At 38.5% G+C, this 24,609-nt stretch carries 22 protein-coding genes; 13 read left to right on the plus strand and 9 right to left on the minus strand.

All coding sequences use genetic code 11. The annotated features are described in order from the left end of the window. Positions 1-315: 315 nt before the first annotated feature. Positions 316-3,099 (plus strand): hybrid sensor histidine kinase/response regulator, encoded by a 2,784-nt coding sequence (locus CWB75_RS13315; protein WP_138570911.1) that lies wholly within the window; start codon positions 316-318, stop codon positions 3,097-3,099. A 78-nt stretch (positions 3,100-3,177) separates the two neighbouring features. Here CWB75_RS13315 and CWB75_RS13320 read toward each other — a convergent pair whose 3' ends face one another. Further along, the gene (locus CWB75_RS13320) at positions 3,178-3,450 is read right to left on the minus strand and encodes an oxidative damage protection protein (RefSeq protein WP_008110439.1); all 273 of its coding nucleotides are present in this window, start codon (positions 3,448-3,450) and stop codon (positions 3,178-3,180) included. Positions 3,451-3,484: 34 nt separating this feature from the next. Beyond that, positions 3,485-4,546, minus strand: coding sequence for an A/G-specific adenine glycosylase (gene mutY / locus CWB75_RS13325; protein WP_138570912.1), 1,062 nt, complete (start codon positions 4,544-4,546; stop codon positions 3,485-3,487). Positions 4,547-4,696: 150 nt separating this feature from the next. Between mutY and trmB the strand changes: the two genes are divergently transcribed. From trmB to arcA, 4 genes are all read left to right on the plus strand, one after another. Continuing rightward, on the plus strand, positions 4,697-5,422 hold the full coding sequence (gene trmB / locus CWB75_RS13330; RefSeq protein ID WP_010390835.1) for a tRNA (guanosine(46)-N7)-methyltransferase TrmB: 726 nt from the start codon (positions 4,697-4,699) through the stop codon (positions 5,420-5,422). Between the two features lie 36 nt (positions 5,423-5,458). Continuing rightward, complete coding sequence (locus tag CWB75_RS13335; RefSeq protein WP_138570913.1) at positions 5,459-6,484, plus strand: methyltransferase; 1,026 nt, start codon at positions 5,459-5,461, stop codon at positions 6,482-6,484. Positions 6,485-6,667: 183 nt separating this feature from the next. Beyond that, entirely contained in the window at positions 6,668-8,272 is a 1,605-nt protein-coding gene (locus CWB75_RS13340) for an ATP-binding protein (RefSeq protein WP_055013350.1), read from the plus strand. 459 nt (positions 8,273-8,731) lie between these two features. Continuing rightward, positions 8,732-9,448 carry a two-component system response regulator ArcA gene (gene arcA / locus CWB75_RS13345; RefSeq protein ID WP_008110444.1) on the plus strand — a complete coding sequence of 239 codons (717 nt, stop codon included), beginning with the start codon at positions 8,732-8,734 and terminating at the stop codon, positions 9,446-9,448. A gap of 7 nt (positions 9,449-9,455) precedes the next feature. Here the strand turns inward: arcA and arcB are convergent, their stop codons facing one another. After that, positions 9,456-11,774, minus strand: a complete 2,319-nt coding sequence (gene arcB / locus CWB75_RS13350) for an aerobic respiration two-component sensor histidine kinase ArcB (protein WP_138570914.1) — start codon at positions 11,772-11,774, stop codon at positions 9,456-9,458. Positions 11,775-11,971: 197 nt separating this feature from the next. Here arcB and folE2 point away from each other — a divergent pair, with 197 nt between their 5' ends. From folE2 to CWB75_RS13370, 4 genes are all read left to right on the plus strand, one after another. Further along, entirely contained in the window at positions 11,972-12,892 is a 921-nt protein-coding gene (gene folE2, locus CWB75_RS13355; RefSeq protein ID WP_010390830.1) for a GTP cyclohydrolase FolE2, read from the plus strand. 102 nt (positions 12,893-12,994) lie between these two features. Next, a complete protein-coding gene (locus tag CWB75_RS13360; protein WP_054202260.1) occupies positions 12,995-13,591 on the plus strand; it encodes a DUF2726 domain-containing protein in 597 nt (198 codons plus the stop codon). A gap of 112 nt (positions 13,592-13,703) precedes the next feature. After that, entirely contained in the window at positions 13,704-14,411 is a 708-nt protein-coding gene (gene mtnN, locus CWB75_RS13365) for a 5'-methylthioadenosine/S-adenosylhomocysteine nucleosidase (RefSeq protein ID WP_010390828.1), read from the plus strand. Beyond that, on the plus strand, positions 14,412-15,365 hold the full coding sequence (locus CWB75_RS13370; RefSeq protein ID WP_138570915.1) for a cobalamin biosynthesis protein CobD/CbiB: 954 nt from the start codon (positions 14,412-14,414) through the stop codon (positions 15,363-15,365). A gap of 49 nt (positions 15,366-15,414) precedes the next feature. Here CWB75_RS13370 and tyrS read toward each other — a convergent pair whose 3' ends face one another. Next, entirely contained in the window at positions 15,415-16,614 is a 1,200-nt protein-coding gene (gene tyrS, locus CWB75_RS13375; RefSeq protein ID WP_010390824.1) for a tyrosine--tRNA ligase, read from the minus strand. A 491-nt stretch (positions 16,615-17,105) separates the two neighbouring features. Between tyrS and CWB75_RS13380 the strand changes: the two genes are divergently transcribed. Next, positions 17,106-18,419, plus strand: coding sequence for a peptidoglycan DD-metalloendopeptidase family protein (locus tag CWB75_RS13380; RefSeq protein ID WP_010390821.1), 1,314 nt, complete (start codon positions 17,106-17,108; stop codon positions 18,417-18,419). 148 nt (positions 18,420-18,567) lie between these two features. Here the strand turns inward: CWB75_RS13380 and CWB75_RS19095 are convergent, their stop codons facing one another. The 5 genes from CWB75_RS19095 to CWB75_RS13400 all read right to left on the minus strand — a co-directional run bounded on the left by CWB75_RS19095 (position 18,568) and on the right by CWB75_RS13400 (position 23,063). Then, positions 18,568-18,744, minus strand: coding sequence for a hypothetical protein (locus CWB75_RS19095; protein WP_171039121.1), 177 nt, complete (start codon positions 18,742-18,744; stop codon positions 18,568-18,570). A 19-nt stretch (positions 18,745-18,763) separates the two neighbouring features. Beyond that, positions 18,764-19,735, minus strand: coding sequence for an aldo/keto reductase (locus CWB75_RS13385; protein ID WP_138570916.1), 972 nt, complete (start codon positions 19,733-19,735; stop codon positions 18,764-18,766). A gap of 143 nt (positions 19,736-19,878) precedes the next feature. Next, positions 19,879-21,009 (minus strand): sodium ion-translocating decarboxylase subunit beta, encoded by a 1,131-nt coding sequence (locus CWB75_RS13390; RefSeq protein WP_138570917.1) that lies wholly within the window; start codon positions 21,007-21,009, stop codon positions 19,879-19,881. Positions 21,010-21,023: 14 nt separating this feature from the next. Beyond that, complete coding sequence (gene oadA, locus CWB75_RS13395; protein WP_010390815.1) at positions 21,024-22,805, minus strand: sodium-extruding oxaloacetate decarboxylase subunit alpha; 1,782 nt, start codon at positions 22,803-22,805, stop codon at positions 21,024-21,026. 12 nt (positions 22,806-22,817) lie between these two features. Then, positions 22,818-23,063, minus strand: a complete 246-nt coding sequence (locus tag CWB75_RS13400) for an OadG family protein (protein WP_010390814.1) — start codon at positions 23,061-23,063, stop codon at positions 22,818-22,820. A gap of 524 nt (positions 23,064-23,587) precedes the next feature. On the opposite strand from CWB75_RS13400, the gene CWB75_RS13405 reads away from it, so the two are divergent. From CWB75_RS13405 to CWB75_RS13415, 3 genes are all read left to right on the plus strand, one after another. Next, positions 23,588-23,761, plus strand: coding sequence for a DUF1328 domain-containing protein (locus CWB75_RS13405; protein WP_002961939.1), 174 nt, complete (start codon positions 23,588-23,590; stop codon positions 23,759-23,761). Positions 23,762-23,811: 50 nt separating this feature from the next. Continuing rightward, positions 23,812-24,003, plus strand: coding sequence for a hypothetical protein (locus CWB75_RS13410; RefSeq protein WP_008115136.1), 192 nt, complete (start codon positions 23,812-23,814; stop codon positions 24,001-24,003). 134 nt (positions 24,004-24,137) lie between these two features. Beyond that, a complete protein-coding gene (locus CWB75_RS13415; protein WP_010390812.1) occupies positions 24,138-24,605 on the plus strand; it encodes a YcxB family protein in 468 nt (155 codons plus the stop codon). The last annotated feature ends 4 nt before the right edge of the window (positions 24,606-24,609 follow it).

Below are 24,609 nucleotides of genomic sequence, written 5' to 3' on the forward strand. Positions count from 1 at the left end.
ATCGAGGCACTTAAACAGTGCGAATTAAAAATCTTACCTGATTTTTAATGCAACTCCCACAAGACACTTCTTAGTGAGCTATCTGGGCGTGCGGCGTATTAAACGAGTTTTGCCCTTACAAGTCAACTTTTTTTTTATCCTTTGCAACTGTTTGAACGGTTTTCAAACAACTAGCGACGTTTCTCGTTAATGCAGTGCATTTATTCAACAAAAGACTTTAAAAAACGTAGTGAATTATTTTTTTTAGGTGTTACGATTAGTCAATAACTTTCGGTACAGGCTTACCGTTTTAATAAAACCACGATAGGAAAACTCATGCAGGGTAAGTTCTCTTCAGCAATAAAAGGCCTACTACCTATATTTTTAGTTAGTAACCTTATAACTGCCACATTATTTATAGTCGCCTATTCGCTTTACTCACAAAGCAATGCTGAGAACAATGAACTTCTCCAACCTTCTACTATTGCAATCACAAAACTTGCTGAACGCCTTGAGCAACCTATAGTAGATGCACTAACACTATACGAGCAAAACAAAGTCAAATCACTTCTTGATACTGCAAGCTTACTCAATGATGATTTTAAATATACTCTGCACCGTTTTAATGCTAATAATCAAGCCGAGTTAGTTTATAGCAATAGCAGTATAGCGGTTGCACCTTTAGCTTTTAGTAAATACATCAAAGAACAAAATACTCTGCATTATTTAATCTCATCTGAGGGACAAGTAATTGCTGAGCTTATCATTGAACAGAAGCAACCTTTAATTTCATCATCGACACAAAGTTTATCAATGAGTGCATATCTTGCCACTATTGTTGCTCTGATCGCACTGTTTGTATTGGCTATAGCATTTAATAAGTACATTAAAAAACGATTACATAAAAATACCGACTCTCTCACTCAAGAACTCAAAGCTATTACACAAAATGATAATTATCAAAGCACGCTTGATGAGCAACTTGATGGAGGGTTAGACACCGTTGCTCAACAAATTAACTTGCTGCTAAAAAAAGTAAGTACGGTTCAAGCTGACGATCAGGCTGCACAAAAAGAATTAAAAAAGCTACAAACTAGCCTGGAAACAGAAGTACAAAGCAGAACATTTGAATTAGAAAAGCAAACTCAAAAAGCATTAAAAGCCAGCGAAACTAAAACCACCTTTTTAGCCACTATGAGTCATGAAATAAGAACACCAATGAATGGTGTAATTGGCACTATTGATTTACTTCGTCAAACAGAGCTTGATGGTGCCCAGCAACGTTTAAGTACTATTATTCGTGAATCAGCATTTTCGTTATTAAGTATTTTAGATGATATTTTAGATTTTTCTAAAATTGAGGCAGGAAAGCTCAATATAGATCCAGTTCCGTTTTCCGTTGCCGATACGCTAGAAGAAGTTGCTAAGGTGTTATCGTCGGTTGCTAAAAATCGCCACCTAGAACTCGATTTATCAATTGCCCCCGATATACCCAACAACCTTAAGGGTGACTCTGTTAGAGTGCGCCAAGTGCTATATAACTTATGCAGTAATGCCATCAAGTTTACCAGTACCAATGGTACAACCCAGGGGAAAGTAAGAATATCAGTAGAAGTAGCACATAACACCGCCGATCACTTTACATTGCGTTTTTGCGTAAGTGATAACGGTAAAGGAATGAGTCAATCTCAGTTGAGAAAAATCTTTAACCCGTTCACCCAAGCAGAAAGCTCAATTACGCGAGAGTTCGGTGGTACAGGGCTTGGGCTTTCAATTTGTAAAAGCTTAACTGAGCTAATGCTTGGTACTATTCATGTAACAAGTCATGAAGGGATAGGTAGTGAGTTTACTGTTGAACTGCCCTTTTCAACCGCAGGTAAAACTGAATTTGCCCATAAAAATACACTTAATGGTAAACATGTCATTGTTGTTAGTAACAACGCAGAACGCGGCAAAGTAATTTACCGTTACTTGTCATTTATGGGAGCTAAAATAACCTATGCTCATGAGCAGCAAGATATAGAAGCTCATCAAGAAACCAAGGATATTATTTGGGTTGTTGATGGTATTGATGACATGAGTAGTATTAGTACCCTACTAAGAAGTTTACTTTACTCATTAGAAGATAATAACCAACAAATGGTGGTATTAAGTAAGTTAGATGAAGCGGTTATTAACCATAAAAATATTTTTTATATTAACGCCTCCCCTTTGTGTAAATCTAACTTTATGCTTTCAATTTTAGTGGCAGCCGGCTTACATAAGCCTAAGCAAATTAAAAAAGCCAGAACGATGAATCACTACCTAAGTTCAGAAGAGGCACTCGCTGCAAATAGGCTGGTATTATTGGTAGAAGATAACCGATTGAACCAAGAGGTACTCACCGAACAACTACATATACTAGGTTACAGTGTAGAGGTGGCTAATAACGGTGAAGAAGGTTTAGATATGTGGCGTAAAAATAGCTACTCGCTCATTTTAACCGATTTACATATGCCAAAAATGTCTGGCTACGACATGGTTGAAAAAATTAGAGAAGAAGCTTCATTACTCGAATCAATTGACGCACAACCTTATATTATTGCTGTCACTGCCAATGCTCTAAAGGGAGAGAGAGAGCGATGTTTAGCAGTGGGTATTAACGACTTTATTACTAAACCTATTGAGCTTAATGCACTTGAAGACACATTAAGACAATGGAGTGATTTATACAGCAAACAACCACAACAGGTGAATTCGGCCGAAAAGTCTGTTATGCCTATTGATATGGAATCAGCGAATAAGTACATAAATGGCGATGATGCTAAAATAATCCGCTTCTTTAAAATGTATTTAGAGCAGAGCCAAGAACAAATTAAAGCGATTAACTTTGCAGTGTTGCAAAGTAACAAAGCTGAAATTATATCTGCCTGCCATCAATTAAAATCTATATCGAAGACAGTAGGAGCTAATATTGTTGCTGATTTAGCGCAGTCATTTGAAGATAAGTGTAAAAGTGATGAAATAAAAGCTGATGAATTAATTAAGATGAGAGATGAGCTTGAAATTGAATATTCAAGAGCAGCACAGTTTTTAAAAGAACAAATTAGAAACAACGATCAGCAAGATGACTTGATTTAACTAAAATATTCATCGGTATACACAATATAAAAAAGGGCTCATAGCCCTTTTTTATTAATTAACCTAAGCACAGTTAATTTATTTTTCTACTGGCTTATAACCTTCAATCTCAACTTCCTTACCTTCAAATAAAAAGCCAACCATTTGCTCTTCTAAAAAAGTACGATGCTCTGGATCCATCATGTTTAGATGCTTTTCGTTGATCAGCATAGTTTGTTTATGCTGCCATTGCCCCCAGGCTTCTTTAGAAATATTATTAAAAATTTTCTCACCAAGTTCACCAGGGTATAACTGAAAACCAAGGCCTTCGGCCTCTTTTTGTAACTTTTGACAAAATACTGTACGTGCCATGATTGTTCCCCTTAATGCTAAATATATCGCTATTCTATACCATTGCCGTAATTTGTTTAACCAACTTTTTAGTCGGTGCAGCTAACCCTACTTCTATTGATTGATCGAGTGGGTACCACACCAGCTGCTTGTCATTAACAACATCAGGAGCTTTTTCAATATTAAGTACATGCGGGTTAATCGTAAGCTCAAAATGTGAAAATACATGAGTAAAAGGCGCTACTTCATTAAGGTCACTTTTAAGCCCTTGTTGCGCTAAAAAAGTTTCGAGCTCGCTGTACTCATTAAATTCAAAAAATCCAAACAATCCGCCCCAGATACCACTGTTTGGGCGTTTTTCCATAAGCACTTTGTCGTTATGTTTAATAATTAACTGGTGGCAGCTTTTTTTAGGCACTGCTTTTTTAGGTTTAGAGTGAGGAAACTCCTTAACCTTACCTGCGTTAAACGCACCACAACGACTATTTAATGGGCACGCCTCACAATCAAAGCGGCTGCGCGAACATAAGCTTGCACCTAAATCCATCATAGCTTGATTAAACTCTGTTACATTATTTTTAGGAGTGAGTTGTTCACTTAAATGCCAAAGCTGATTTTCTACCTTTTTGACTCCATACCAACCTTCAACCATGAAAAACCGAGCAAGCACTCTTTTAACATTACCATCAAGAATAGGGTGATGCTGCCCCAAAGATAATGATAAAACAGCACCAGCAGTAGAGCACCCTATTCCGGGTAAATCCATTACTTCTTCAAGCGTGCTAGGAAACTGACCTTGGTATTTATCTCGAACTATTTTAGCGGTTTTATGTAAATTGCGTGCACGAGCGTAATAACCTAAACCTGTCCAATGATGCAAAACCTGATCTTCATCAGCATTTGCTAAAGCAATAATATCGGGAAAGCTTTGCATAAACTTTTCAAAATAAGGGATAACAGTGACAACCTGAGTTTGCTGTAACATCACCTCAGATACCCACACTTTATATGGCGTTTTAGCTAATTGCCATGGTAACGTTTTGCGCCCATGAAGGTGATACCAGTCAACTACTTGGTTGGAAAACCAAGCTGACTGCTGTTTTTTTAAATCCAACATATTTACTTTTTTACTAATGCTCAATGGCGGCTCAGTCTATTGTAGTGACTGAAAAGATCAAGCTATAACGCCCTAATGCTTGTCAACCTAGCGCTGGTCAGGGATAATACGCAACCATTTTTAAACACATTGTTTTGTCAGGCCAATAATATGAGTGAATCAAGTAACAACAACCTTGAGCAAGCTAAGCAAGAAGGTAAGTATATCCGCACTATTCGCAGTTTTGTAAAACGCGAAGGCCGATTAACCAAAGGCCAAGCTGCTGCAATCGAAAAATGCTGGCCAACAATGGGGCTTGAACATAAAAACGGCCTACTTGATTTAAGCGAAGTTTTTGGCAATGACAATGATGTAGTGCTAGAAATTGGTTTTGGTATGGGTAAGTCATTAGTTGAAATGGCAAAAAATGCACCACACCTTAACTTTATCGGCATAGAAGTTCATCGCCCAGGCGTTGGCGCATGTTTAATGGATGCTGACGAAGCTGGCGTTACTAATCTGCGCGTATTTGAACACGATGCAGTAGAAGTTCTTGCTGATTGTATAAGCGATGAAAGCTTATCAACCTTACAGTTATTTTTCCCTGATCCATGGCACAAAAAGCGTCACCACAAGCGTCGCATTGTACAAACTGAGTTTGCTGAAAAACTTCGCTCTAAATTAAAAATCGGTGGCGTATTTCACATGGCAACCGATTGGGAAAACTATGCAGAGCATATGTTAGAAGTAATGCAAGCAGCTCCAGGTTACAAAAACCAATCTGAGACCAACGACTATGTACCTCGTCCTGATTTACGTCCTTTGACTAAATTTGAACAGCGTGGTCAGCGTTTAGGTCATGGCGTATGGGATTTAATGTTCGAACGTACTAAGTAACCGTTAATTAAATAATCAAGTAAGGTAAAGCCATTTATGAGCGTATTAACCAATCCGAGCCTACTATTACTTCGTAACAGTGAAGAGTTAAAAGGTAAATCAATATTGGTGGTCAACTTTGTTCAAGATGGCTTTTTAAATGAGCTAAAAACGCTCAATCCACAAAGTAAAATAACCGCTTTTAGTTATAACCACGCTAATGGTGAATTTGCAAAAAACATATCGGGTATTGACGTAACCATCAGCCACACAATTAATTCGGGCGATTATGATTTGGTAATACTTTATTACCCTAAATCTAAACCTGAGCTATTAATGGCGTTAGACAACATACGTGCTGTGATAAGCAAAGATGCAGAGCTACTCGTTGTTGGCGAAAACAAGAGCGGTGTTAAGTCAATTGAAAAGCAACTCGCCGGTAAGGCTGAATTTAGTAATAAAATAGACTCAGCAAAACACTGTGTTTTATATTCATTTTCAGAGCTCACTATTAATAGCGCGTTTGATATTCGCACTTACCATAAAGAGTTTACGGTATGTGTGAGCGATATTGAGTTTACAGCAGTCAGTATTCCTGGTGTGTTTAACCATGGTGCACTAGATGCTGGAACGAAAATGCTATTAGAGAATGCTCCTAACTTAAAACATGGGAAAGTCCTTGATTTTGGTTGTGGCGCAGGACTTATTGCTACTTTTTTAGGGCTAAAAAATCCAGCACTGACATTTACCTGTAGTGACGTAAGTGCACTTGCAGCCTATGCAACAACGCAAACGCTTAAGCTAAATAATGTAAACGGTGAAGCCATACTCAGTGATGGTTTAAATAGTATTGTTGGCAAGTTTGATTTAATTATTAGCAATCCGCCATTTCATACCGGGATTGCAACTGACTACAGCGTTGCGGAATCTTTTTTAACCCATGCAAAGCAACATTTAACTAAGGCAGGCAAACTGACCATAGTGGCTAATAGCTTTTTGAAATATCCACCAATTTTAGAAACCCAATTTGATAGCTACCACACAGTGTTCAAAAACAACAAATTTGCCGTATACAGTAGCTAAAATAAGTTATTAATATCCTTTCAAAACATAAATATGGGCTATATTAGCCACATATTTATGTTTCATAAGTAGATTAGCTAAAAATAAAAAGTGTAATTAAGCTAATCTTTTTAATTCACTTTTTTCTGTTTTTGCTAAACTATTATCATTAGACTCACAATTGACACGGATGACCTTCTCGCAATGCCCAAAACTGTAGAGCAAAATAGCATTCGTAGCATATTGTTTAAAACCATCATGCTTATAACAGCTATCTGTTTGTTATTATCGCTTTCAATTTCTACCTATTTAAGTGCGCAAGAGCAAAAAAAACAGCTCATTAGCAAACTTGTGTTGGTATCAGAGATCATTGCATTCGACGCGATGCCCTCATTGCTAAATAAAAATAGGCCTGCAGAAGAAAGGCGCTTAAAGCTGCTTCAACAAGTATCATCCGTCACAAATTTACATATTTACGCCTTAGATGAGCAATCTAATAAGCCAGTCTTTTTTACCAGCTTTAATGCCCGAAAATCACCACCAGTCCCCATTAAAACAGATAATATTAATGATTTTTCTGAACCACAGGTTAGTGACGAGTATATTGAGTACATTACCCCAATACTCAATAATGAACAGCTGCTCGGCTATGTATATATTAGAGGCAGCTTAGATAACTTAAATCAACTAATAACTAAAAAGATTATAATCGATATCGTTATTATGGCTTTAATACTTATTTTTATTTCTTTGATTATTTTAAGGCTACAAAAAAGGATAGCCAGTCCAATAGAAAACTTAAGCTTGTTGTTGCAAAACATAGCTAAAAAACATAATTACTATGCACGTGCGCCTTTAACGAACCTAACTGAAATAACTCGGCTTTCTAATAGCTTAAATGTAATGCTTGCACGTACACAAAGGCAAATAGAACGCCATGAAGAAGATAAACAAGAAATTAAGCAGCTAAACTCAAACCTTGAAGAGAAGGTAAGTCAACGCACTATCGCACTCAGAGAGGCTAATAAAGAGCTGTTATCCACTCTGGAAAAGATGCACCAATACCAAACTCAAATTGTCGAAAACAAAAAAATGGCTTCATTGGGGCAAATGGTGGCAGGGGTTGCCCATGAGGTAAATACACCGATTGGACTTGGTATTACAGGCTCTACTCTATTGCGGGATAAACTCGCGGAACTGCAGGTTAAATTTCATAATAAATCACTAACTGCGAGTCAATTTGAACAATTTACTAACGATGGTATCGAAAACTTAGACTTAATATATAGCAGCTTAAACCGCGTTGCAGAGCTCATTTCTAACTTTAAAAAAGTTGCAGTGATCAAAGATGATGAAATAACCAGCACTGTTAATATACAACAATTAATTAGTGATACTCTACTGTCTATGGGGCAAGAACTAAAAATTAAAAACCCTAAAGTCCTTATAAATTGTCCATCAGATTTAACCGTCGAAAGTAAAAAAGGGCCACTTCAGCAAGTTTTTCATCAGTTAATTTTAAATTCCCTGTTACACGGATTTGTAGCTGGCGGTGACAATGAAGTGCAGATTGATATTGTAGCAACAGAAACAAAAACACAAATTACCTACACAGATAACGGCCTAGGTGTTGAAAGCAATATACGAGCAAAAATATTTGACCCATTTGTAACATCAAAGCGCGGCCAAGGAGCCAGTGGCTTAGGAATGCATTTAGTTTACAATTTAGTGACTCAAGCTTTGGCTGGGGAAATTGTGTTAGATACCGAGTATCAGCAAGGGGCCCGATTTATTATTACACTTTTTTAAAAAGCGAAATAACTCTTATTCCCCTCTTGAATTACAACTTTATGACCATACTAATACATAGCCAACTAAACAGTTGTATCATTAATGCTGTATTCCCACACAATTAATGAACTTAATTGTGTTTAACATATCACATACATTGATGAAAAGTTGGAAAGTGATATAATTCCGTTTTGAATTAGTCTGATTATTTTAAGTATCTTTAGGTGGTTGATGGATGTATCAATTATTAAAGGGAAATGGCTTCGACTCTATAATTCAAATTATACATCCAACGTTAAGTATCAATTAAGCCGCGGTTTTTAATAATACGTCATAGTAGGTTTTGGCGCGCAGCTGTTTATATCTAATCTGTTTTTACTTGTTAACATTTAGATATAATCCTATAATTCTAGTAGTCGGCTCTGATGATCACGCCGATTTTATAAATAAAACACACTCCAAAAAGGTTAATTAAAGATGCAAACGCCAGTCATTCTGATCGTAGAGGATGAAGACGTAACTAGACTAAACCTCGTTAGTTTATTTGAAGCTGAAGGTTACAAAGTTATTGAAGCCATTGATGGCGATGATATGCATGATAAGCTTACAAATAACGATGACGTCAATCTTGTAGTTATGGACATCAACCTGCCAGGTAAAAACGGGCTTATTTTAGCTCGCGAGTTACGCCAAAAACGTAAAGTTGGTCTTATTTTCTTAACAGGCCGTGACAACGATGTAGACCGTATTTTAGGTCTTGAAATTGGTGCTGATGACTATATTACTAAGCCTTTCAACCCACGAGAATTAACTATTCGTGCGCGAAACTTAATTACGCGTACTGCATTAGGCGGTGAAGAGTCAGCTATTGAAACCAATGGCGTGATCACCTTTAACGGTTGGGAACTTGACGAAAACAGTCGTTGCCTTACTTCTCCAAATGGAGATGCAAAACGCCTACCTAAAGGCGAGTACAGAGCACTGCGTTTAATGCTTGACTCTCCAGGTCGTATATTCAGCCGTGAGCAACTAATTAAGCACATGACTGGCCGTGAGCTTCGCGCTAACGACCGTACAGTTGATGTTACCATTCGTCGTATCCGTAAGCACTTTGAAAGCGACAACTCAACGTCTGAGTTAATCAGCACCATTCATGGTGAAGGTTACCGCTTCATTGGTAAAATCGACAGCTAATTAGTTTTTACTCTAATTGCTGTAAAAATAAATGAAGGGCCTGTTGTCCTTCATTTATTTTGTCTGCTAATTCATCGAGCCAGACTGTTAATACTTCATCACTTTGTTCCAGCGCACCATGTTCCATTTGCTTTGCATGCAACTGCACATCATTCAGACCAACCGACCCAGCGGCACCTTTTAACTTATGCGCAACGGATTTGTACTCTTCTCTGTCTGCTGCTTTTAATGATCCTAATAGTTCTTGTTGATATTGCGGATTTAGCTTTGCAAACAACTGACTACTACGTTTAAATACTTCAACGCCCATCGAGTTTACAAAGTCTTCAATGGTTTCAACATCTAGCAAGTCAGTATTAATTTGATTTAATAACTCTTGATTAACTACTCGTTGAGGAGCCTCAACTTGCGCTTGTTGAATGCCAAAGAGTTCAGCGAGCATATTATCTAACTTACTGGTGTTTATCGGTTTAGCTAACGCCCCTTGAATAGAAATCCCCTCAAGTTCCTCTTCAGCACTGCGAACATTGGCGGTAAGTGCCACAATAGGAAGCGGATCAAAATGGCTTTGTGCGCGAATTTGTCTTGCTACTTCATCACCATTAATATCAGGCAACTGCATATCAAGTAATACTAAATCTAGGTCATCTTCGGTTTCTACAAACGATAAAGCATCTTCTCCCGTTTCAGCCCACAGTACTTCATGTCCACGTTGTTCTAATAGGTTAGTTGCAATTTCAGCATTAAGTGGCACATCTTCCACTAATAAAATATATAAGCTACGCCCTACATAACTATGTTCGGTAGGAGCACTACATAAATTCAGCGGAATTTGAACGGTAAAGCAACTGCCCTCTCCGGGAGTACTATTAACAGTTATAATGCCTTTCATAGCACTTACTAACGCTTTTGTTACGGCTAAGCCAATACCTGAACCAATCGCATTGGTCCCTTTAAGGTCGGGCGCTTTGTAGTACATATCAAAAATACGGGTAAGTTGTTCTTGCGGGATCCCTTCACCGGTATCGAGTATTTTTATAATAAGCCATGGGCCATCTTCGCGGTTTTCTCTAGCACAATCTAAGGTGACACTACCGTGCTGGGTAAATTTAACCGCATTATTAATTAAGTTCCATACTACTTGGCGTAAACGTGTAGGATCAAGTAAAGCGTATATATCAAGCATTCCAGAGCGTTTTACTTCAAAAGAAAGTTCTTTTTGCTCCGCAATAAGGCCTGCAAAGTTAACCACGTCATTAATAAAGTCAGACACATTAATTTCGTTAGCGGCAATATCGAGTTGCTCACGGTCAATTTTATCTAAATCTATAATATCGTTAAATATATTACCCAGCGTTTCGGCGCTTGAAAACACCGTATTACACCAGCTACGCTGCTGTTTATTAAGTTCAGTATCCAATAGCATTCGGGTTAAACCGACGATACCATTGAGCGGAGTGCGTAATTCATGGCTCAATGTGGCAATAAATTTCCCTTTATCTTTATAAGCAGTTTCCAGTGCCTGCGCGGCTTCTTTACGGCTGGTAATATCACGGCCAAAGGCTAGTAGACCAATGTAATCGCCCTGCTCATTTATAAAGGGGAGTTTTCTCAGTTCAAACCATCTTATTTCACCATTTACAGAATACTCTACATCAATAGTTAAACCTTGATGAGTGCGTTCAACCTGCTCATCGGTTCTTAATACTTCTGATAAAAAGTGGCTTGGAAATATTTCTTCTGCGGCTTTGCCAATTAATTCGCCACTGGTTTTGCCCATCACCTCTTCAAACATTTTATTACAACCGGCAAACACCCCGTTGTTATCGCGGTAATAAAATAAATCTGGTGAGGAGTCTACAATGGAGCGTAATAACATGCCTTGTTGCGCGAGTTCTTGTTGCGTTTTTTTACGCTCTGCAATTTCACGTCTAAGCTCTTCTATTGCTCTATGCTTAGCATGAAAGGCCATTTTACGTTCATCAATTTCAATGTTTAAACGATTAATATTGTCTTTGAGAGTTTGATTTAAAAGCTTTTCTTGTTTTGTGGCACTATCTAAATAGGCATAAGAGGCATCAAGTTGCCGAATAGAGTTAAGCAGTACGCTAATCACCAGAGGGGAAACAACTGAGGTAAAAAATACTACAGCCAATATATCAACTAAGTTCACTTCCCCAATGGCAACATAGTAAAACATACTCGACAAAACCAGCGATACTGTCAGTAATAATGCATAGCAAATAGCTGCAGTTTTAAACTCACCAAAACGAGTTATTGAACTGGAAAGAACTCGAACCCACGGGTTCAAAGAAGAATCTGTCATATATCAGTGTTTCTCTTAGCTAAATGCTTAAGTAAGTATGATTAAAGGCTAATTTTAGCATTTTCTATCAGCGATTTTCATGTTGTGCGATAAAAACAACAAAATTTCATGTTTGGCGTTATTTGCCGCATTTCAGCAACTCTTTATTTAGTGTAAAATGTGACGTTTTAAATATTGCAAATAACGAGTAACGTATCATGCAAACGACTATGCCAGATATTGCTAACACGGCTGCCGCATTACAAACAGGTAAATTAGACTGGGTAGGAATGGGCGATATAGAGCTGCCTTTTATTTTTGAATCTCTTGATTTAGCTCCAGTTACCGTTAATGCAAAAGCACGCGCTTTTGTTAATTTACACCAAGAAGACGCCAAAGGCATCCACATGTCGCGTCTGTTTTTAGCACTTGATCACCTCTCAACTGAGCAGCAGGTCAACCCGCACACCTTAGCACAAGCATTAGATACCTTTATCACCAGCCATGAAGGCTTAAGCGATAAAGCACAAATCGAATTTAAATTTGAATTACCACTGCGCCGTAAATCATTACTTAGTGGCAAAGCCGGCTGGAAAAGCTACCCAGTTGTACTCACCAGTACCATAAATCAAGGTGTCATTAGTTTTGAACTCAGTGTTGATGTTACTTACTCATCAACCTGCCCCTGCTCTGCAGCCCTTGCTCGTCAACTTATCCAAAATGCGTTTAGCGAAAAGTTTGCTCAAGAAACACTAACTCAATCTGAGGTTTTAGAGTGGCTTGGAACAACTCAAGGCATTGTAGCAACCCCGCATTCACAGCGCTCTATTGCTAATGTTAAAGTAAAACTAGATCAAAACATTCAAGAGTTTGATGTAGTTAACTTAATAAATTTACTAGAAGATGAGCTTAAAACACCAGTACAAGCTGCGGTAAAACGTGAAGACGAACAAGAGTTTGCCCGTTTAAATGGTCAAAACCTGATGTTTTGTGAAGACGCAGCACGAAAAATTAAAACGACGTTAGAGTCAAAAGAATTTAGCGATTACTTCCTGCAAATAAACCATTATGAGTCATTACATGCTCATGATGCCGTCGCTATTGCCGTAAAAGGTATTGAAGGCGGTTATAAAGCATAATAGCGCTCATCCCCATTCGTTAATAAAATAGCCATAACAACTATTTGGGCACATAAATTGCTTTAGAAAAGCAGTGTCAATTTGTTGTTATGGAGTTACCGTATGGAATTCGCTTTATTATTAATATTAGTGCTAGTTGTTGGGGCATCTGTGGTTGCGTCAAAATTTAATGATGACGGCGGAAACCCTTATCCTTTTACTCGTAAGCAAAGTGTATTTACCCAAGTAGAAGGGGCGTTTCTAGGCTTATTAGAACGCGCTGTTGGCGATCAATATAAAATTGTTAGTCGCGTTAAACTAATCGATGTGATTGACTGCAAACAAGGTCTATCTGTCAAATCTAAACGTGCGGCATTAGCTAAAGCAAAAAATAAACAGCTCGACTTTGTACTAGTCGACAAAGAAAAAATGACCATAGTGGCAGCGGTTGACTTAGTTAATAACGCCAACAAAGATGGTCACAAAGCACAACGTGATTGGTTTGTTAACGGTGCACTAGAAGCCGCTGGCATTCCACATATTCGTATGAAAGTGAAATCAGGCTACCGCCCGAGTGAAGTTCGCGATGCCATTATGTTTAAATTAGGCAAACCTGCTAAATCACAACCTTCGCGCCCGACTCGTACTAGAGTCCATAAGCCTGCGGTATTATCACCTTCTCAAGCAAAAGCACATTCAACTGCCCTTGCTGAAATATAACTACTGAGTTAAAGCAATGTATTAAAGCGAGCATTTTAAATGACTCGCTTTTTTGTTTTTTATAGCAGACTTCACGTATAATCAGCCTATTCAAATTTAGGAATTTAACACTATGAATGTTGGTATTATTGGCGCCATGGAGCCAGAAGTTAAAATTTTGCGCGAAGCGATGCAAAATCCACAGGTTTTAACCAAAGCAGGCTTTACGTTTTATACTGGTGAGCTTGCAGGTAATACTGTTACTTTAGTGCAATCAGGCATTGGTAAAGTCGCTTCAACTATTGCAACCACTTTACTTATCGATAACTTTAAACCTGATTGTGTTATTAACACAGGCTCTGCCGGTGGTTTCGATCCTTCGCTTAACGTTGGCGACGTGGTAATTTCATCAGAGGTTCGTCATCACGATGTAGATGTAACCGCATTTGGTTACGAAATTGGCCAAGTACCACAAATGCCAGCAGGCTTTGCAGCGCACCCTAAACTAGTAGAAGCCGCCGAGCAAACAATTGCACAAATTAGCGAAGTAAAAACGCTTGTTGGTTTAATTTGTACTGGTGACTCATTTATGTGTGACCCTGTTCGCATTGAAAAAGCACGCAATGACTTCCCTACAATGCTAGCAGTAGAAATGGAAGGTGCGTCAATTGCACAAACGTGTTTTGCACTTAACACACCATTTGTTGTTATTCGCTCAATGTCTGATATTGCTGGCAAAGAGTCACCGCAATCATTTGAAGAGTACTTAGAAACAGCCTCTATTAATTCATCAAAAATGGTTGTGGCATTACTAGAAAAGTTAACGGCGGTTACGCTGTAAATGCTCAATAATATTGTTCAAAATCATTTGGACTTTATTGTATTTATTTGTGCGCTCCTAGCTGAGCGCTTTTTACCTTTAGTTAGCTGGTATCACCCTAACCATATACTTTCTGCAATTTTTAACGCAATTGGCCAGCGTGTTTATAAAAAAACAGACAGCAAACAATATCATTATTTAGCCGCTTCATTAGCAAGCACACTTGTTCTAACTGTGATTATGATTATTGTCGTTTTGCTGCTGGAGTTTGCCTTTTACCCCGAACTACTATCCGGTCTTATTTTATACTTATGCCTAGAAAGCAGTAGCATAAATAAAAAAGCGATACGTATTGCGAAATTGACCAAAAAAAATCAAAAATCAACTGCTCGAGAATTATTAAAACCACTAGTAGCCCGTGAAGTTAAGGCACTTTCAAACCCAGGGATTATTAAAGCGGTTATGGAAAGTGTCATACTAAGAACGGCCCGTCATTATTTTGTGGTAATTTTCATTTTTTTACTATTAGGCCCCATTGCTACTCTCGCCTACCGTTTGCTTACCTTAATCCAACAAGCATGGCGCACTGATATAGCTCCCGACAGCTCTTTTTTGAAGCCGCTTAAACTAATTCTTTTTATTATTGAATACATTCCCATGCGGTTACTCGCGCTGACAATAGCTTCACTTAAAGCCAGTAAGAAAAGCATGCATTATATTAAGCATTATGGCCGCCATTTTTATCAAACCAATACGGGCTGGTTACTCAGTGTGTGCTCAGCATCTTTAGGGGTGCAACTTGGTGGGCCTGCTATTTATATTAAGCAGCGTTTCAATAAAATGCGGGTCGGAGTAGAACGCTTGCCAAGTGCTGATGATGTGCCAAAGCTACTCAACACCCTAAATCAAGCCCGTTTTTTTTGGCTACTAATTATTGTTAGCGTTGAAATTATTAGGGCTGTTCTAACTTTTTGATCAGTTATAAAAAAACCAGCCGAAGCTGGTTTTTATACTCTATGTAGCTTTAGGCTACAGTAATATTTGCAAACTTACGTTTACCTACTTGGTAAATAGCGGTTGTTCCTTTTGCTACTTCCAATTTGGTATCGGTAATTTTTTCTTCGCCGTTAAGCTTTACTGCGCCTTGTTTGATCATACGCATGGCCTCTGAAGTACTCGCCACTAAGCCAGCTTCTTTTAGCAAGTTAGCTATTAGAATAGTGTCTTCATCAATGTTAACTGTCAGCTCTGGAATTTCATCAGGTAGTGCTTTTTTCTGAAAGCGCTGAATAAAGTCATCATGAGCAGCTTGCGCATCGGCTTCGCTATGGAAACGTGCAATTAACTCTTTCGCTAATTCAATCTTAATATCGCGAGGGTTAGTGCCTTGCTCTACACGCTGTTTTTGCGCTGCAATTTGCTCAATAGAAAGGCTACTTAGCAAGTCATAGTAACGCCACATTAGTACATCACTAATTGACATGATTTTACCAAACATGTCGCTAGGCGTATCAGTAATACCTATGTAGTTTCCTAGTGACTTTGACATTTTCTGAACGCCATCAGTCCCTTCAAGTAAAGGCATCATTAGTACGGTTTGAGGTTTTTGACCTTCATCTTTTTGCAGCTCACGACCCATTAATAGGTTAAAGCGTTGATCGGTGCCGCCTAGCTCAACATCAGACTCAAGTGCAACTGAATCCCAACCCTGTACTAGTGGATATAAAAACTCATGGATTGCGATAGATTGACCGCCAGCATAGCGCTTTTTAAAGTCATCACGCTCAAGCATGCGTGCCACAGTTTGGCGCGCTGCCAATTTTATCATTCCAGCCGCGCCCAACTTCTCCATCCACGTAGAGTTAAAAGCAACAGTTGTTTTAGCTGGGTCTAAAATTTTGAAAACCTGTTCTTTATAGGTTTCAGCATTAGCAAGCACATCATCACGAGTCAGTGGCTTACGGGTAACATTTTTGCCCGTTGGATCGCCTATCATACCGGTAAAGTCACCAATTAAGAAAATAACCTCATGACCTAAATCTTGAAAGGTTTTCATTTTATTAATTAGTACAGTGTGACCTAGGTGCAAATCTGGAGCCGTAGGATCGAAACCAGCTTTAATTTTTAGCTTTTTCCCCGACTTTAATTTTTCAACCAACTCATCTTCAATTAATATCTCTTCTGCACCGCGTTTTATCTCTGCTAGAGCGGTTTGTAAATCCACTGTGTGTTACTCCAAAAAATTCTGACAACGAAGGGGGTGTATATGCTCACGATTTATTGCTAGCGCGTTTTAACAAAACAAATAAAACTATTTAGCTAACATAACAAATTTCCACTTAATTAGAACAACTTTTTTAACTAATCGCTGCACCAACTAAAATGCAGGGCGTACGTTCTAAAATGGGATATAAAAGAGCGATTAATAATACACTAAAGGTGTTTATAAAAGCCCAAAAAACAGTTTATAAATTAATCACTTCTCGCTATTAAATCGTTTTAAAAGCTAATTTAACATTACGATGAAAAAGCAAAGTATCCAAGGATATAAAATAGTGCTGTTATTCAACTTTAAACACAAACAGCCTGAATACCCTATGATTTTAGCTTAATTTAACGCGAGTTTAAATCTACAAAATACTAGTATTCATAGATTATTCGTTATATCCTGCAATATAATCTATTTATTATCTTGACAGCAGAAAAAGGCACGTTATGGTCCACGTGGTTAACACGCTCCCCAAAAAACACAAAATGCTTATTCTAGGTTTGGTTTCTGCTATTGTTGCCTTAGCCTTTTTACCTTCTGAAAAAGCCACTGCATCCAAAGACAATAGCGAGAACACGCTAGAAATTGGTAAGCGTTACGAATTACAAATAAAAGTAGGTGAAAACGAAAAACTCACCGACTTAAATTCAGAGCATGCAGCGCAAAAACTTCCAGAATATGATTTTGTCGATCACCTTGTTAAAAATGGTGACAATTTAGCGAACATTTTTAAGCGCGCTGGTTTTTCTGCGCAAACGCTTTACAAACTGGTTAACACAAATGCTGAAACACGCAAGCTTACCAAAATTCATCCAGGTGAAACACTAAGCTTTGCTACTGCAAAAGATGGTTCGTTGGCTCAGTTACGTTACGTTATATCTAAAACAGATACCTTATATGTCACCCTTAATGACGAAGGCCAATACGATACTTCAATTGACAGCAAAGAAATAGAAACACTTAGCAAAACCGCCGGAGGGGAAATTTCTAGCAGTTTTTGGACGTCAGCGATCGCTGCAGGTTTAAGTGAACGCCAAATCATGAACTTTGCCGATATATTTGGTTGGGACGTGGATTTTGCAAATGACATCCGTAAAGGTGATGAATTTGGCTTAATATATGAATCTCATTTTGTTGACGGTGAATTTATTGGCACCGGTAAAATTATTGCCGCAGAATTTATAAACCAAGGCGAACGTTACACAGCAATTCGACACACAGACGGTAATTTTTATACCCCTGAAGGGCGTAGTATGAAAAAAGCCTTCTTACGTGCACCTGTTAACTTTAAATATATTAGCTCAAGCTTTAATCCTCGCCGCTTACACCCTGTTACAGGACAAGTAAAAGCACACCGAGGTATTGACTACGCTGCGCGTACAGGCACGCCTGTTGTATCATCAGGTAATGGTAAAGTTATCAAAGCGGGCTACAGTAAATATAACGGTAATTACGTATTTATAAGCCACGGTACACAATACGTTACTAAGTACTTACACCTTAACAAACGCCTAGTTAGAACAGGGCAAAAAATCAAACAAGGTGAGAAAATTGGTACTGTAGGCTCAACAGGTCGAGTAACTGGGGCACATTTACATTATGAGTTTTTAGTTAACGGTGTTCATCGTAATCCCAAAACTGTGAAACTACCTAAATCTGAGCCATTACCACGCTCAGAGCTTGCTAAGTTTAAGCCTATTGCTGATAACTTTATTGCGCAACTTGAGCGTAACAGAGAACTTCAGTTGGCACTTAAATAAAGAGTTTAATGATTAAATAAAAAAGCCTTTGCAGGGATAACCCGCAAAGGCTTTTTTGTATGTGATGATTATACCAACCAGCATAGATATTTGAATAGTTTCACGAATTACCCATTGTATCTAAGCTGCTTGGTGCTAAATTTCAGAGTTAATTTACGAGCACATAAATAAGCTGCACAACCAAAGAGATCATCACCAGTGGCCAAATATACTTACTATATTTAGTAGCGCTCTCAAGCCCTATTTTACTTTGGTATTTTTCCAGTAACGGAATAATGATCACCAAAGCAATGACTAAGCTAATTAAAATAACAAATATGTTCATATCATCACCCTTCACTAGGTTATGGTAAAGCGCAGCCTTTCGCGCTGATATATAGCTCATACCAATGCTCACGACTTAAGTTAACATTAACCGCATCACAGGATGCTTTTATACGCTCTATATTAGTGGTACCAATAATTGGTTGAATTGATGCTGGGTGGCGCAACAACCATGCTAATACGATAGCTTCTGCTGTTGTACCATAAAGTATGGCAAGCTTACTGACTAAAATACTGGTATTAATATCTGCAGGCGAGGCCTTTGATAAATCACCACCAGAGTATAAGCCTTGGCATAAACTGCCCCAACTTTGAATCTGAATTTCATGCTCACGGCAATATTCAATATTGCCTGGGGTAAAGTTAATATCCTTGCCATCGGCATTACCCACATAAACGCCTTCATCAACCCATTGATGTTTTTGTAAACTCGCTTCGATTTGATTTGCCACAATCGGCATATCTAAAGCGCGTTGCAAAAACCGTATTTGATATTGCGACATATTAGACACCGCAAAATGACGCACTTTGCCACTTTCTTTTAAACAACTAAATACTTGTGCAACTTCCTCTACTTCCATTAAAGGATCTGGGCGATGCAGCATAAGTATATCTAAATATTCGGTATTTAATCGCTTTAATGAGCCCTCTACTGAGCGCTCAATCCAATCAGCTGAAAAGTCATAACGTTGTGGGTTTTTATCATCAGCAAAGCGAATACCACACTTAGACTGAATATACATTTTCTCTCTAAGTTCTGGTCGCTCAGCCAGAGCTTGACCAAAAACATGTTCGGCTTTGCCTAAAGTATAAATATCAGCATGATCGAAAAAATTAACTCCGCCTTCAATGGCGGCATCTATGCATGAATGAGTTTGTTGTAAATGCGCACTGGTAATCGCATCTTTATTCCATGCGCCTCCCAAACCCATACAGCCAAAAACAAGTTTGCTTACATTCGGGAGATATTTTGCCAGCGGAGTATGATGCATACCAGTAACCTTTAAGAATTTATATGAAGAATAGCTACTGTAAACAAAAAACTCTGTACAAGAAACCGCTTAAGCCAAAACAGTGAATTTTATTCAAAAAAAAGCGCAGTAAACTGCGCTAATAGGTTGAGTCTAAATTATATTTAACCCACAAGAGCGAGTAAAATACCTGCCGCAACAGCACTACCAAGCACCCCTGCAACATTAGGCCCCATGGCATGCATTAATAAGAAGTTATGCGGGTTATTTTCAAGCCCAACCTTATTAACAACACGTGCTGCCATAGGCACAGCGGATACACCCGCAGCACCAATTAATGGGTTTATGGGGGTTTTTGATATCTTATTTAAGCCTTTAGCCATAAATACACCTGAGGCTGTACCAATAGCAAACGCCAGTGCACCCAGTACCAAAATACCAATAGTTTCTACTGTTAAGAACTGCTCGGCAGCAAGTTTAGAGCCCACTGCAAGTCCTAGAAATATAGTGGTGATATTAATGATTTCGTTTTGCGCACTGTTGCTGAGCCTATCAACTACACCCGACTCACGCATTAAGTTACCTAAACAGAACATGCCAACCAGCGGAGTTGCCGCAGGTAAGAATATAGCCGTTAAGGTAAGCACCATCAGTGGGAAAATAATTTTTTCCTTTTTAGATACTTTACGCAGTTCTGGCATTTGAATTTTGCGTTCTTCAGGTGTGGTAAACGCACGCATGATAGGTGGCTGAATAATAGGAACCAACGCCATGTACGAGTACGCAGCCACCGCTATAGCGCCCAGTAAATCTGGGGCCAGCTTTGACGCTAAAAAGATAGCGGTTGGCCCATCTGCACCACCAATAATCGCAATTGCAGAAGCATCTTGTAAGCTAAATTCAAATCCCGGAATAAAGTTAAGTAAAATAGCGCCAAATAACGTCGCAAAAATACCAAACTGCGCTGCCGCACCTAATAGCAACATACGCGGGTTGGCAATCAGGGCACTAAAATCAGTTAAGGCCCCCACTCCCATAAATATTAATAGCGGAAAAATACCGGTATCAATACCAACATAATAAACATAGTAAAGTAAGCCACCTGGATCTGATAAACCAGCTACTGGAATATTAGTTAAAATAGCTCCGAAACCAATGGGCAGTAGCAATAACGGCTCAAAGTTTTTGGCAATTGCTAAAAATAATAGCAAACAACCAACGGCAATCATGATCAGCCCAGGAAATGTAAAGTTAGCAATGCCTGTGGCATGCCAGAGGTTTAAAATACCATCCATCCTCTATTTACTCCTTAAGCTAGTGCAATCATTGCATCGCCGGTTGACACTGAATCGCCCTCAGAAACAAGCACCTCAGCAATCGTACCGGTATGCATGGCGCGTACTTCGGTTTCCATTTTCATGGCTTCCATAATAATTACCACATCACCTTCATTGACTACCTGACCGGGTTTTACTTTAATTTTAAAAATATTACCGGCCAATGGTGCATTTAGAGTTTCACCCGAGGCAACCGATGCTGACTGTGGAATATGCTCTGAGTCTTTTAACGTCACCTCTTTAAGCTCACCACCTTGAGCAACCACGACATCGTATACTTTACCGTCTACTTTAACGCTGTATTGCTCTGCCTTAACGCTTTTATTGTTTGCCGCTGATTTTTCAGGTGCTTTATTGGCGTTATCATCAGCGCTAGGAACAGGCTCAAATGCATCAGGATTGTTACGGTTTTTAATAAATTTCAAACCAATCTGTGGAAATAATGCATAGGTAAGCACATCATCAATTTGCTCATCGGCTAAAGTTAGCCCTTGCTCCTGCGCAAGCTTGCTTAACTCAGCTTCTAAAGTTTCAAGTTCAGGTTTAATAATATCTGCAGGGCGACAGGTAATTGCTTCACTGCCATCAAGTACGCGCTCTTGAAGCTCTTTATTCATTGGTGCAGGTGTTGAACCATATTCACCTTTTAATACGCCAGCAGTTTCTTTGGTAATGGTTTTATAACGCTCACCAGTGAGTACATTTAATACCGCTTGAGTACCAACAATTTGTGAGGTAGGTGTAACGAGTGGAATAAAGCCTAAATCTTCACGTACTCGTGGAATTTCAAGTAGCACTTCGTTTAGTTTATCAGCAGCACCTTGCTCTTTAAGCTGGTTTTCCATGTTAGTTAACATACCACCTGGCACTTGGGCTAATAAAATTCGGCCATCGACACCTTTTAAGCTGCCTTCAAACGCAGCGTACTTTTTACGTACGTCTCTAAAGTAAGCGGCAATTTCTTCTAGGTGGTTTAAATCAAGCCCGGTATCACGCTCGGTCCCTTCAACGATTGCAGCAATTGTTTCAGTTGCTGAATGGCCATAAGTCATGCTCATAGACGATACAGCTGTGTCGAGCATATCAATGCCGGCATCAATCGCTTTTTGATAAGTAGCGGTGCTTAAACCCGTTGTTGCATGGCATTGCATTGCAATAGGTATGGAAACCGTTTCTTTTAACGCTTTAATGAGTTCTTCTGCATCGTAAGGCTTAAGCAATCCCGCCATATCTTTAATACAAATTGAATGACAACCCAATTCTTCAAGCTGCTTAGCAAGTGTTAACCACATATCTAATGTATGTACAGGGCTTACTGTGTAAGAAATTGTACCTTGCGCATGTGCCCCTACTTTAACCGCCGCTTTTATGGCAGTTTCTAAGTTACGTACATCATTCATGGCATCAAAAATACGAAATACGTCTACGCCATTTTTGTGGGCGCGCTCAACAAACTTCTCAACCACATCATCAGCATAATGGCGATATCCCAATAAGTTCTGACCACGAAGTAGCATTTGCTGTGGTGTATTTGGCATCGCTTTTTTAAGCGCGCGAATACGCTCCCATGGATCTTCACCTAAATAACGAATACATGAATCAAAGGTAGCTCCACCCCAAGATTCTATAGACCAATAACCTGCGTCATCAATTTTTTTTGCAATAGGTAACATGTCGTCTAATCGCATGCGGGTAGCTAAGAGCGACTGATGTGCGTCACGAAGTACGAGTTCTGTTATTTTTAATTTAGCCATTGGTATGCTCCTCTAATTATTATTTGTTTTGTACTGAGCAATGGCAGCACTAATTGCAGCGATGTGCTCATTTGGCACACCTTGAGATTTAAAAGATGGTGTTCTCTGTGATGCTTCTAGTTCTGGCTGAGAAAACTTGCTAGCCAGCTTAGACATGAGTGTCACTGCACCAATCAATAAAGAAAGAAATACAAACACACCCACCATGCCTGTTAGCATTAAATTGCCTGCAGTTGTGAGTAAAGCCCCTATATCCATAATTCTCCCCTGTTTAAAACCAAATACATAAAAAATCGGTTTATTTAAATAACTATTCACCAACAGTAACAAAAACTATTCTTTTGTCTACACGTTGTAAATTGGTAAAACCAATTAATCTAAAAGTAACATATCACCAATAAGGTTAACACCACCTAAAATAGCTTATTTAACCCAGATATATAGATGCTAAAAATGTTCGTTATAAACAAAGAATATATAAAAACACTAATACTTTGTAAAAACACATATAAAACAAACCTATTGTACTAACCCACTAATAACCTTCAAAACAAATGTTAATTGGTCTTACCAAAGCAAAGAGCAGCAACAACTATTTATTATCTCATCAGAGACAACTGTGAATAAGTTACCGATAAGATCGTAAAAATTACCAACTCAATATAAAGCCAATCGCGAAAAACCAAAATAAGCAATTGATTTAAAACAAAATAAAATACTGGCACATTACTCGCTTATATAAAAACAACACTTTAACACTTAGATAAATCAAGGAGATGACAATGTTACGCTGGACAATTACATTTTTGGTGATCGCACTAATCGCAGCCGTTTTAGGATTTGGTGGTATTGCAGGAGCCGCAGCAGGAATTGCTAAGATCATATTTTTTATCTTTTTAGTTTTACTGGTTATTTCACTTGTCTCAGGCGCTTTACGTGGTAAAAGCCCCAGGTAGATAAGAAACAACGAACTCTCTTTTTAAATTTATATACAAGGAATTACATTATGAAATCATCAACACTTAAAGCAGCAGCTATTGGTCTATTCGCAAGTGCATTTATTATGGGTTGTGAAGACAATCATGCAGAAGAAGCCGGTGAGCGTATTGACGAAGCCGTGACAGATGTTCAAAACAAGGTAGAAGATACCTGTGAAGAAGTAAAAGAAGGCGTTAATGCCGAAGAGACAAATTGCTAATATTATTTATTTAGCTAAGAAACGACCTACGGGTCGTTTTTTTATGCCTAAAATATAAATAGTTTCTAGTCATTTCCCCTTTTAAGCTGCGCATTAGGCTAAAATAATAAAAAATAGCTTTTAAGTGCAAACACATGGTCTTTACAACAACTTATAAACTCGATAAACCTTATTTTTATGAATGCTTCGACCAATCGCTGCCTTATAGTAAGCGTGCACAACCTAAATACTTTTTATTGGCGCTACTTGTGGTTTTAGGGTTATTTGGCATTTATGGTTTAGGCGATCATTACCTTGGTACATTCTTGCTTATGTTAGCTTTACTCGAATGTATTGCCTTTTATTATCGTCGTCCTTGGTGGGTAACAAGGCAAATGCTTAGCAGAGCATCTGGTTCTGAAGTCACTCTCACCTTCGACGAGGACGGAATAAAATCAACCAATCATTACAAGAATTACCAGTTAGCTTGGCACGACATTAATGAAGTGATTACTACAGATTGCGGCCTATTGTTAAAAAGTAAAAGCGGTATGCAATACATTTCTAAGGCAATACTCGACGAAGAAACGATTGATTTTATACACAAAAAAGCCACTCAATGAGTGG

The organism is Pseudoalteromonas sp. S1608, from assembly GCF_005887265.1.
In the GTDB taxonomy this organism is placed as follows: domain Bacteria; phylum Pseudomonadota; class Gammaproteobacteria; order Enterobacterales; family Alteromonadaceae; genus Pseudoalteromonas; species Pseudoalteromonas undina.